Origin of the sequence: Acinetobacter sp. 1566109 (assembly GCF_000582255.1) — a bacterium.
Taxonomy (GTDB): domain Bacteria; phylum Pseudomonadota; class Gammaproteobacteria; order Pseudomonadales; family Moraxellaceae; genus Acinetobacter; species Acinetobacter nosocomialis.
Genome location: NZ_JEYB01000088.1, coordinates 1 through 11,730 on the forward strand (window position 1 = coordinate 1; position 11,730 = coordinate 11,730).

11 protein-coding genes and 2 pseudogenes are annotated in these 11,730 nt (G+C 34.5%); 6 read left to right on the forward strand and 7 right to left on the reverse strand.

Features of this window, described 5'->3' with window-relative positions; all coding sequences use genetic code 11:
• Window positions 1–587: pseudogene (locus J582_RS23390) on the forward strand (IS256-like element ISAba26 family transposase); the annotation flags it as partial.
• Between the two features lie 33 nt (window positions 588–620).
• On the opposite strand, the pseudogene J582_RS23395 reads toward J582_RS23390, so the two are convergent.
• Window positions 621–1,175, reverse strand: a pseudogene (locus J582_RS23395) (dienelactone hydrolase family protein); the annotation flags it as partial.
• Window positions 1,176–1,503: 328 nt separating this feature from the next.
• Between J582_RS23395 and J582_RS23400 the strand changes: the two are divergent.
• On the forward strand, window positions 1,504–2,847 hold the full coding sequence (locus J582_RS23400; protein WP_032048702.1) for an MFS transporter: 1,344 nt from the start codon (window positions 1,504–1,506) through the stop codon (window positions 2,845–2,847).
• A gap of 69 nt (window positions 2,848–2,916) precedes the next feature.
• Here the strand turns inward: J582_RS23400 and J582_RS23405 are convergent, their stop codons facing one another.
• From J582_RS23405 to J582_RS23415, 3 genes are all read right to left on the reverse strand, one after another.
• Window positions 2,917–3,903, reverse strand: a complete 987-nt coding sequence (locus J582_RS23405) for an AraC family transcriptional regulator (RefSeq protein WP_032048703.1) — start codon at window positions 3,901–3,903, stop codon at window positions 2,917–2,919.
• A gap of 323 nt (window positions 3,904–4,226) precedes the next feature.
• A complete protein-coding gene (locus J582_RS23410) occupies window positions 4,227–5,012 on the reverse strand; it encodes a 3-hydroxybutyrate dehydrogenase (RefSeq protein WP_002049919.1) in 786 nt (261 codons plus the stop codon).
• A 33-nt stretch (window positions 5,013–5,045) separates the two neighbouring features.
• The gene (locus J582_RS23415) at window positions 5,046–6,467 is read right to left on the reverse strand and encodes a GntP family permease (RefSeq protein WP_032048705.1); all 1,422 of its coding nucleotides are present in this window, start codon (window positions 6,465–6,467) and stop codon (window positions 5,046–5,048) included.
• 668 nt (window positions 6,468–7,135) lie between these two features.
• On the opposite strand from J582_RS23415, the gene bla reads away from it, so the two are divergent.
• Window positions 7,136–7,990, forward strand: a complete 855-nt coding sequence (gene bla, locus J582_RS23420; protein ID WP_006580921.1) for a putative subclass B3 metallo-beta-lactamase — start codon at window positions 7,136–7,138, stop codon at window positions 7,988–7,990.
• Window positions 7,991–8,132: 142 nt separating this feature from the next.
• Here bla and J582_RS23425 read toward each other — a convergent pair whose 3' ends face one another.
• Entirely contained in the window at window positions 8,133–8,570 is a 438-nt protein-coding gene (locus tag J582_RS23425; protein WP_042074752.1) for a BLUF domain-containing protein, read from the reverse strand.
• Between the two features lie 230 nt (window positions 8,571–8,800).
• On the opposite strand from J582_RS23425, the gene J582_RS23430 reads away from it, so the two are divergent.
• Window positions 8,801–9,064: a hypothetical protein gene (locus J582_RS23430; protein WP_002049812.1), complete on the forward strand. Its 264-nt coding sequence runs from the start codon at window positions 8,801–8,803 to the stop codon at window positions 9,062–9,064.
• A gap of 372 nt (window positions 9,065–9,436) precedes the next feature.
• Here the strand turns inward: J582_RS23430 and J582_RS23435 are convergent, their stop codons facing one another.
• Together J582_RS23435 and J582_RS23440 are read right to left on the reverse strand one after the other, a co-directional pair.
• A complete protein-coding gene (locus J582_RS23435) occupies window positions 9,437–9,853 on the reverse strand; it encodes a hypothetical protein (RefSeq protein WP_002050243.1) in 417 nt (138 codons plus the stop codon).
• Between the two features lie 97 nt (window positions 9,854–9,950).
• Window positions 9,951–10,778, reverse strand: coding sequence for an RsiV family protein (locus J582_RS23440; protein ID WP_032048709.1), 828 nt, complete (start codon window positions 10,776–10,778; stop codon window positions 9,951–9,953).
• Between the two features lie 182 nt (window positions 10,779–10,960).
• On the opposite strand from J582_RS23440, the gene J582_RS27360 reads away from it, so the two are divergent.
• Together J582_RS27360 and J582_RS23450 are read left to right on the forward strand one after the other, a co-directional pair.
• Window positions 10,961–11,350: a hypothetical protein gene (locus tag J582_RS27360; protein ID WP_016804884.1), complete on the forward strand. Its 390-nt coding sequence runs from the start codon at window positions 10,961–10,963 to the stop codon at window positions 11,348–11,350.
• Between the two features lie 148 nt (window positions 11,351–11,498).
• On the forward strand, window positions 11,499–11,730 hold a 232-nt coding region (locus tag J582_RS23450), incomplete at its 3' end, for a LysR family transcriptional regulator (protein WP_032048710.1).

The window sequence follows — 11,730 nt, forward strand, 5'->3', positions numbered from 1 at the left end:
CCAAATTCTGGCTGTCAGTCATGACAGAGCTAAAAAATCGAGGAGTACAGGACATTCTTGTTGCCTGTGTAGATGGATTAAAAGGCTTTCCTGACGCGATAGCCTCTGTTTACCCTCATACTGATATTCAACTGTGTATTGTGCATGTTGTACGCAATAGCCTGAGATTTGTAAGCTGGAAAGACTACAAGGCTGTTACGTCGGGTCTGAAAGCGATTTATCAGGCAAGTACAGAGGAAAATGCTTTAAAGTCCCTAGACATCTTCTGTGATCAATGGAATCACCAGTATCCCAAAATTGGAGAATCCTGGCGGGCCAATTGGGAAAATATCCGAACGATCTTTAGCTATCCAGCCGAAATACGTCATGCTATTTATACAACAAATGCGATTGAGTCGTTGAATAGCGTAATACGCCATTCAACGAAGAAAAGGAAAATCTTTTCATCTGATGACTCAGTAAAGAAGGTCATTTACTTAGCAACATCAAATGCTGCGAAGAAATGGACGATGCCAATTCAAAATTGGCGTTTAGCAATGAATTGGTTTACGATTCAGTTCGATGATCGATTAAAAGATCATTTATAAAAAATGGAACTTACACAAAATAATTTACAGGCTCACAATCGCTTGTCTCGCATCTGGCGGTGTAAATTGGTCCAGTTCAGCAATATGTAAAACCAAGCGCCCTTTTACGTTAGCTAACTCATCTAACGCTTTTTCAATGCCTACACCGTAATAACCTATGGCACATGCCACTTCCGAAAGTCTGCAGCCTGCCAAATAAGCTAGCTTTCCACCTAAACAATAGCCCACTACGCCCAGACCTGTAGAGGTATCACATTCTGGTCGTGTCTTTAAAAAAGCTAAGCTGTCTTGAATATCTTCAACACCGAGGTTTTCGTCATATTGCTGATAAAGTTCAAAAGCTTTTTGAAAATCTTCTGGTGTGTAACCCAGTTCAATATTAGGTGCTACACGCCAAAATAAATCAGGAACCAAAACGGTATAGCCTTCTTCTGCAAGAAAATCTGCCTTTTCCCGCATTGCTGCATTCACCCCAAAGATTTCCTGACAAAGCACCACACCGGGTCCTTTTCCTGTTTCTGGTGTCGCTAGATATGCACCGAACTGCTTTCCAGATGCAGTTTGAATTTGAATGGTTTGACCAGCCATAGTGTCAACTCCTGACATTGTTATGGCTTTATCTTCTATCTGAAAATTTTTTTAGACTGTCCAAAAGCTGCAAGCACTATCCAATCTCTGCGCAATTATCAAAATCAATCAAACTGAATAAAAAATTAAAAATAAGAAACACCTATATTTCAAAAGATTAAATTAAAAGTGAAATGAATGCTTTTTATCTCATTTGGAAAAAATGGATGAAGATTAGGACTTATTGGATAGTGAAGGTTGGTTAAAAATAGTTCAATCAAAGACACAGGTTTTGTAACGAATACATTGAATTACTTAGGGAATGAAATAATTTTAAGAAGGAATACATATGAAAACGATAGATGCAAACACGATTATCAATCGCAAAAAACTGTCTCCCTTACAGTGGATAGTTTTTATCCTAGGCTTTTTTGTCTTTTTCTGTGATGGTCTAGACACAGGAATTATTGGTTTTGTTGCACCAGCATTACTGGATGATTGGGGAATTACCAAGCCTCAACTTGCTCCCGTTTTAAGTGCTGCTTTAGTCGGTATGGCAATTGGTGCAATCATTTCTGGCCCCTTAGCCGATAAATTTGGCCGTAAAGGTGTTATTGTTTTTACAAGCCTTTTGTTCTCAATATTTACGATTTTGTGTGGCTTTGCTAATTCAACTCAAGACTTAATGATTTATCGCTTTATTACTGGCGTAGGTTTAGGCGCAGCTATGCCAAACATTAGTACCATTGTCTCAGAATATATGCCTGTAAAACGTAAAGCATTTCTCACAGGGCTTGCTGGCTGTGGATTTATGCTGGGTATTTCTTGTGGCGGTGTGTTATCAGCTTATTTGTTAGAAAGCTATGGCTGGGCCAAAGTGATTATTATTGGCGGAAGTATTCCCCTCATTTTAGTGGTTGCTTTATTACTTAAATTACCTGAATCAACTCAATACCTAATTACACGTCATCAACAAGATAAAGCGCAGCGTATTTTAGAAAATATTCAAGGCCATTCCTTCCAAGAGCCAGTAAAACTTATTTTAGCTCAAGCAGAAAATCCTTCAGATGAAAATCCAGTTAAAGTGGTTTTAGGAAAATATCTGTGGGGTTCAAGCATGCTTTGGATCTGCTGTTTTACCAGTCTTTTGGTGTTCTATCTTTTAACAAGCTGGATGCCAACGATTTTAAAAACAGCAGGTTTTAGTACCCAACAGTTTAGTTTAATTGCTGCGATTTTCCCTTTTGGCGGTGTAATTGGCGCAACCATTATGGGATGGTACATGGATAAACTAAACCCAACTACAGTGATTAAATATTCATATTTCATCGCTTTCAGCCTATTTATTGTTGCTGGTCTAGTGAGCTCAAATATTTTCTTATTAGGCCTTACTATCTTCTTAATTGGTGCATTACTGGCTGGTGCACAGTCTTCATTACTGCCACTTGCAGCTATGTTCTACCCAGCGGTATGCCGCGCGGTTGGTGTTTCATGGATGCATGGTATTGGTCGTATTGGTGCAATTTTAGGTGCATTCTTTGGCTCACTCATTTTCACCTTTAACTTAAGTTTAAGCAGTATTTTCTTTATTCTCGCGCTACCAACATTCATCTCATTTATTGCACTTAGCCTGAAAGTGATTTATGAGAAATCTAAAAACAAACAAGTGTTAAAGCTAGAAGAAAGTCTATAAATATTAAACAATAAATAAAAAAACTGATTTAAGTAATTAAATCAGTTTTTTTATTGGGAAAATTAAATATCAGAAAATTTTGCCTTTAGTCTCACTTGGATTTTCGCCAAATTCTTCGCGATATTCTTGAGAAAAACGACTTAAATGGTTAAAGCCCCAGTCATAGGCAAGCTTTGAAATAGAAACCTTTCTATCTGCTCCTGTGGTGCTCAAGATTTTATAAATTTGTTGGAGACGATATTTTTTTAAATACGACATAGGGCTTGTGCCGTAGTATTGTTGAAATTCGTCATACAATTTTGATTTTGAAACCCCAGCCAGACGTTGCAAATCTTCTGCACAGATTTCTTCGTGCGCATGTTCAATAATAAAATTACGAACCTTACGAATATAAGCTGGCTCATCCTGATGCGAGAGTAACTTTAAAGCTTCAGAGTAGTTATTTTCTTGAGACAACAATAACGCTTTAATTACAAAATTTTCATAGTCTTCAGATAACATCTGCAAACCATAAAAATTGCTATATTGCGATTTTAGCTGTAAAAAATTCTGAATATTCTTCCACCACGCTCCAATCAGTTGCTCAGAGTCTAAGTGCATTTCAGGATTAAAAATGATAGGCGTTTCTATAGGTTTATTGAGTAGATCCGCAAGGACAATCTGCATACTCCGCTCAGGAATAACCACCTGAAATTTTCTACAGTCTTTATCGATAATCAGATCTTGCTGGTCGTTATTTGAAACAATAAGGCCTCTGTTTTCATCAGATTGATAATGTGCACCACGAATGTTGAGAGCTTGTCGCCCCTGTATAGGTAAACTAATGCTATACGCTTTTAAATTTGAGATGTTAATAGCAACGTTAGCACCATAACTAATTGTGCCGATTGCCATTTTTTTATTAGGCAAACGCATTCCGTCATAGTGGAAATCGAGATTGTCTTTGTAAATCGTGTCTAGACGGTGTTCACCACAAATTGTGGACATCAGATTCTGCGCAAATTCAGCTTTGCGTGAATAATGATTGAGTTCCATCTGTTGGCTGAGTGATATCATATCCTTTTCACCTAGCTAAAACTTATTGCTAAAAAAGCAACTTGTATGCCAATTAATACCCTTTAATTGACGAGTTTTCCTGAAAGTATTTAATCAGGACATGCGTAAATATTACTTTCTCATACTCTATTAAATTTTAAAAATGGAAATAAGTTAAATACCTTTAAAGTATAAATTTATACCTTAACGAACTTATTTTATTGGTTTTTTTATAACGAGTTATAGTAGAGATAAAGCATTATTTTGAACAGTAGATGATCGTAAATTTTTAATGAATAAAAAACCGCTTATATAGAATAAGCGGCTTTTATAAAACAATTAAATTATTGGGCGGTGTAACCGCCATCCATCACGACAGCTTGGCCTGTTACCCCACCGGCTTTTTCACTCGCAAGGAAAATTGCATAATCAGCGATTTCTTCAACAGATAGCAAACGCTTTTGAGGAACCATTGCCAAAATTACATCTTCAAGTGCACTGTCTAAACTTACATTACGGGTTTTAGCCAAATCTGCAATTTGCCCACGAACCAATGGTGTATCTACATACCCCGGACATAAAGCATTTACCGTAATACCGTCACGTGCACATTCTAATGCGGCAACTTTTGTTAGACCAATTACGCCATGTTTAGCACTGTTATAACCTGCCTTTCCAGCGAAACCAATTAAGCCATTAATTGAAGCCATATTAATAATACGACCATATTTTTGAGCTTTCATAATTGGGAAAACATGTTTAATACCAATAAATGCCCCCGTTAACATGACTTGAACTAACTTTTGAAAAACAGCAGTTGGAAACTCTTCAATAGGCGCAACATGCTGGAAACCAGCATTATTAATTAAGATATCAACTGTACCAAAGGTCTTCTGAGTAAGCTCAATTGCTTGTTTATAAGCGTCTTCATCAGTTACATCACATGGTGCAGATAGTGCTTCAAAGCCTTGCTCTTTAAGTGAGTTCGCCGTTTCTTGGCATTTTTCGGCATTCATATCAGAAATGACAACTTTGGCACCTTCTTGAGCAAATTTCTTAGCAATCTCTAGACCGATACCACTTGCAGAACCTGTAATAAAAGCAACTTTACCGTCTAAAAGTTTAGTCATCTATTTACTCCTTAATACTTATAACGTGCTGATTTAAACAATACCCGTTACGGTAAAGACCGTAATCACCACAAATACTGCTAATGTTTTAATTACCGTAACTGCAAATATATCTTTATACGATTGTTTATGGGTTAAACCTGTAACAGCGAGTAAAGTAATGACAGCACCATTGTGCGGTAAGGTATCCATACCACCCGACGCCATCGCAACTACACGGTGCATAACTTCTGGTGGAATACCCGCAGCTAAAATCGCCGCATTATAGTGTTCAGCCATCGCACTTAAAGCGATACTCATACCACCAGAAGCTGAACCGGTAATACCTGCTAAAACAGTTGTCGTCACCGCCCCATTTACTAAAGGATTTGTAAAAGTACTGCTCATTGCATGACTAATCATGGCAAAACCCGGTAATGACGCAATAATGGCACCGAAACCGTACTCAGAAGCCGTATTCATCACGGCTAAAAGTGAGCCGCCGATACTCGCATTAATACCTTCTTTAAAGTTCGTTACTACACGTTGGTAATCAAACAAAATTGCAGTAATAATCCCGACAATCAGCGCAAGTCCAACCGCCCATATCGCACCAGTTTTCGCAACATCTACAGTGTAATCAGCTAGACCAACTGAGGCAAAATCAAAGCCATTTGGATACCACTCTTTGATTGCTTTAGATAAATATTTGTTCATTACTGCAACAAGAATGAGCGGTACAAATGCTAGAAACTGACGAGCCGAACTTCCATTATTTTGCAAGTTCATATCAGCTTCAACTTCTTGAGACGGTGTATTGTCTATACCAAAACCAGAGAATCCTTCGCCAGCTTTTACAGCAGCGCGGCGACGCCATTCTAAGTAACTTAAACCCATGCATAGAACAAAAATAGCACCAATAATTCCTAAGAAAGGTGCGGCATAAATATTGGTACCAAAAAAAGTGGTTGGAATTACGTTCTGGATTTGTGGCGTACCTGGCAATGCATCCATAGTGAATGTAAATGCACCCAGCGCGATGGTTCCGGGAATTAAACGTTTTGGAATATTTGCTTGTCTAAATAACTGATTGGCAAAAGGATAAATTGCAAATACAGCAACAAATAAACTAACACCGCTGTATGTTAAAATTGCACCTAGTAATACAACCGTTAAAATTGCTTTTTTTGCGCCAATCCATCTCACAATGGTTCGAGCGATAGACTCAGCAATCCCTGACATTTCAACGACTTTACCAAAAATTGCCCCGAGCAAAAACACAAGAAAGTAATCTTTAATAAAGTTCACCATTTTGGGCATAAAGACACCCGAATAAAACGGTAAAACATTGGCTGGGTTAATGAGTAAAACTGCAAGTAAGGCACAAATTGGTGCCATGAGAATGACAGAAAAGCCCTTGTAAGCTGTATACATTAACAGCCCAAGCGAAAGTAGAATTACAAATAATTCCCACATATATTCTTTCTCCCTAAAGAATAGATATTAGGTTCAATAAAATTACCAAAAGATATTTAGGTTATCCCAAACCTAAAATGATAAAAATCACAATATCTACGATTGGTAATAGATAAATGAGCTTAAAAATAAAATATCACTAAAATATTTAAAAACAATGTAATTTATTTAAATTTTAAAATATCAATAAAATACAGGTATTTATATAAATTTCCTAGTAAAACAAATTATTTAAAAGCCATTATTAATTTATAAAACTTATTAATTATTGAGTAAATTAAATTAATAATTTCATATTATTTAATAAAGACAATTAAATAATATATTTTTTAAAATAATTTAGTAGATATTCATAATTTAATCTTAAGAAAATAGTGAGAAAGCTGTATCTTAAACATCAAATCGCTATCTTCCCTACATTAAAAACTAGTCTTTACTAATTTATTAATTTGAGTTTTTGAGAGCTATTTATAGAGTGAGCCAAAGGCTTTTTAAAGAGACTGGTTCTGAAATGACTTATCAGTAAGAATGAATGAAAAACAAGCATGAACACATAAAAATTTAATGAATGGTCATACTTTTTTATGAATAAATTCGGGTCTAATTATAGCAAAGGCGTTAAAATATAAAACTTTAATTACTGCGACCAACCTACGAGTCCAATAAAGATGAAGAAAAAGATATTGTTTACAGGAAGTATATTGCTGACTTCTCTATCTGCCTCAGCTACACCATTAAAGTTACCTGATGACTGGACGCAAAATACTCAGCCATTCCAAATTACTGAAAATATATACTATGTAGGTACTCACGGTCTTGGAACCTATTTATTGACCTCTGATCATCAAGCTTTATTGATAGATACAGGTCTTCCGGAAAATACAGAGCAAATAGAGCAGAATATTAAAAAATTGGGTTTTAAGTTATCAGATGTAAAAATTATGGTTACAAGCCATGCTCATTGGGACCATGTAGGTGCACTTGCCCGCATTAAACAAGACACTGGCGCCAAATTAATTGCTATGCAGCAGGATGTTAAGGCTTTAGAAATAGGAAAACCAATAGGTGAAAACACCTTCCAAAGTATTCCTTTTACTCCAGTTAAAGTTGATAAAGTCATTCACGATGGAGAAGTCGTTAAACTAGGGAAATTAAAACTAAAAGCTACTCTTACCCCAGGCCATACTCCGGGTTGTACAACTTGGTCAACTGAAGTTAAATCTAATGGTAAGAACCTAAATGTTGTTTTCCCTTGCAGTCTCTCTGTTGCTGGCAATGTTTTACAAAATAATCATCAATATCCAAATATTGTAGAAGATTATCGTCAGAGTTTTAAGCGTTTAAAAAATATGAAAGCAGACATTGTGCTTACTAGCCATCCAGAAGTTGCAGATGTTATGGGAAATAAAGCGCGCAAAGATGCAGGTCAAGTTAATGCATTTATTCAACCAGAAAAACTTTCTGCTATTGTAAAAGATGCAGAAATGGCATTTGAAAAATCATTAGTTAGTAGTAAGCCGTAAATGTAAAATAGTACTATTTATATTTAAAAAAAATTTAAAAGCCCTGATTGTACAGGGCTTTTTTAGAAACTTTAATATCATCACCCTTCAACATTTTCTTTTTGGATCTATATCCAATCAAAAAATATATTTTTGGTTAAACTTAATATTGATCCGCTTTCAAATTGGGTTGATCTACAAGTAATTCAATAAAAGATGGGATTGAATTAGTATTAAGTAAATACGGATTAAACTCATCAACATGATGATGAAAAAAGAAATCTTTTATTTTCGTATTTATAGGCGCAAATTTCATACTCCAATGTTTAAATAACCGCTGTTCGGACGGTTCCAAAAAGATGATTTCGCAGTTTTGATGTCTCGAATCTTTCAAAATTGATTTATAAAATAGCGTCTCAACTTGTTCTTTCTCCCCTTCTAAGTATTGTAAGAAGTATCCATTACCATAATAAAGCACACCAGTAATGTCATTTTGAGAGTTGAATTTGACTGCTTCTGTGAGGATATCAATTAAATCTTGTTTTATTTGACTATGTTCACTATTGGTTTTACTTGCATACATAAAGCCTATTAAACTCATAGCGATAACTCGAAGATAAATGTCAACGTGCATTCTGACACTTAGATATAAGCCTTACAATGCAACCTACTTAAAACCTTGTATTTCAAGAGTAAAGATTATTATCATTTTGAAAATGACAAACTTTAACAAGCAGAAATGTTTTGTAAATGAATGCCAACCTAACCAATTAACCAGAAAATCTTATTTCAAGTACACTTAAAACCTGTTTTTTAATTTGTGGCGGTCTAATGGAGAACCATGAAATTATTCTTCAAGACGAACACCATAAACAGCTTAAGATTGTCAAAGTTCAAGATGTTCGTTTTGATACTCATACACTGAACCATAGCTACCAATGGTTATGGGTATTTGATCATAGCTCAGAGTTTTTTCCATTTGAGCTGTGGGATCAACTCGACAGTGCAACCGTCCATCAAAAAATAAAGCTGAATAATCAGGTCTTTAAGATTATTAAGATTTTGACAAAGAAAACCAAATTAAGATATTCGTGATCAAAACTTTCTTTAACTAATTTTAATTAATAGAGAAGCTCCCGAAAGTGAGCTTTTCAAAACTTTGTCTAGTGTAAAATTATTAATTTAGCGTACGTAATTAGGGTGTAACCATTAAGCCAGTGAGAGCTCCTTCTGGACTTAAAAAACCATTAACTGATTGTCCCTACAGCACACAGCTGCTTAATCAGACGATAAAGAAAATTTTATTTATAGGAATTTTCATCAAAAATATTCCGTAATAATAATTTTAAAGCAGTTAATGATTCTTAGTTCAATTAAGAAAAAACCCACTTAATAATGAGTGGGTTTAATCAAAACTTAATGAATATTAACTTTAATTAACTCATTGGCGTAGAGATTTTTAATCTCTTATTTCATTCGAGTTAGTCTTAAGTTAAAGTCAGATGGAAGTAAGATTCGATATTCGATCTCTGCCCCAGGTTTGACTTCTGTTTCTTGAGAAGTTGCAATATTAGGACACATCCCTGCACCAGTTTCTAATCTAAAAATATAATATTTAGGCTCAAGATAAATTGTAGCTATTTCATTTGAGCGAATTGAAAATACCTTTTCATTATTAACATAAATATCATGAGTACAGCCAGAACCCAAAAAACCTTTATCTCTTAAGAACGTAACTTTTGCTTGTTCAGGAGTGTGTTTCTTTAAATAGTTCTGATTATACACTCTCTCATTAGGTATTGGTTTCGCTGTATTTGAAACAACAGGACTTGTTGAACACCCAATTAAACTCAAAACTAATCCTAAAAAAATAATCTTTTTCATGAAATTATCCACTTTAATAATGAGTTAAATTTAACAGTTAAGAATAATAAAAACCACCCGAAGGTGGTTTAATCAATTTACAAACTATTATGAATCTCTACAGTTCAGTTTTTAAAGTAGGCATTGGCGGTAAAAAATCTGATTTTATCAGTTGATCTGTATCATAGAGTTCTAAACTCACAGGACCTGCGGCATATGGAGCCAATTCGTAAAGCTGAAAATCAAATGTAATCCCGCCTGATTGATTAATATAGAAATTTTCACTTACTTTAAAGTCTTCTTTACTAATATAAGGCTGCATATCTTTTTCTTGACACCAATATCCGTATTGTTTCCACAATTCTTCTTTAAGCGCATTCATCTTTCCATTGATAACAATATCTTTTAATTCAATGCGTTTTTTACTTTTTAAGTCAAAAATATAATCTTCAAAAGTTGCTATACCATGAGCCCCGCCAGAATATTCTGAACTTACTTTCGAAATTTGCACATATTGGCCAAACTGTCCATTAAAGCGATAAACCACATTCTGTGACCAGTTATTAAACCCTTCAGCTTGGGTTTGATTTAGTTGCTTTTGCTTTTCTGAAGGAGGTGTAAGAGCATCTGCATAATCTTTACGGATTTCCTTATCGATTACTTGATCAATCCATTCAATATTACTTTTAAGTGCAATCGCTTCTTTAGAGGTACATACAATTCCATCAACATCTGGATTTGGAGCACAAATTTTGGGTTGTTGAAACTTCACAAGAAAATTACGTACTAGCATAGCAGGAATTATATTTTCTTCTTTTGGGGGCTGTTCAGTTGCTTTTATAGTAGAGGTTTTTTCCATTTTTTCTGTTGGTTTTTCCTCTGCTTTTTTTATACATCCACTCAATACAAGTGGTACTACCATTAAGCCAAGAATAGTTTTATTCATCAATTATACCCTTACATAATTTATTTATCTTTTAAATTAAATTTTAAAGAATTTAAAAATTCATAGATATATTAATTGAAATTAGAATGACTTTATATGTTGATATTTTTTGAAAATAAATTTTGAAAAAATAATATTTATTTAATACAATAGTGAAGTAAGATATTGATAAGAAAAAAAATATGATGTGGATTAAATTTATATTGTATCCTTTGGGGATGTTTGTACTGTGGCAAACTATTTTCCTAATTGAACAAGTTTCCTTAGAAAGCTTAAATGCACCAAAATTACTTATGACTATAATTACACTCATTATAAATTGGGGAATGCAAATTTTGATTGGATATAAAATTCCTCAATTAGCCCCAAAACATAAATTTATAGCGAGTACTACATATATTCTCTTTCTTACATTCATGATCACCATCTATTCTATAACTATACTATTAGAAGGTTTTAAGGTTGCTCCCCAAAAAATATGGATGGGCTGCCTATTTTTTCATGTAATTGGCATGTTCATGTATTTTGCAAATAATAGAGATGACTTTTGTTGGGACGACTTACTAAAGTAGTTCAATATTTTCACACTTATTGCCTGTACTCTATTAAGTAAGGTAATGATCATTCTTTTTCATAATTTTTTGTCAAAAAAACATCATATTAGGCAAATTTTCGTATAAATTACTCTTCTAGGTAAGTTGAGTAATTTAAAGGAAAGAAATGACGCTTAAACAACTAAAAGCTTTTTTAGCCCTTGCACGTACACTCAACTATGCCAATGCTTCTTTAGAGTTACATTTAAGCCAATCAGCTTTAAGTCTCACCATCAAAAGTTTAGAAGAAGAGTTAGGCGGTAAACTGTTTAACCGTAATACACGCCGTGTTGAGCTTACCCAAGAAGGCAAATCCCTCATTCCGTATGCAAAAAAATTACTCGCCAATTGGGATGAAA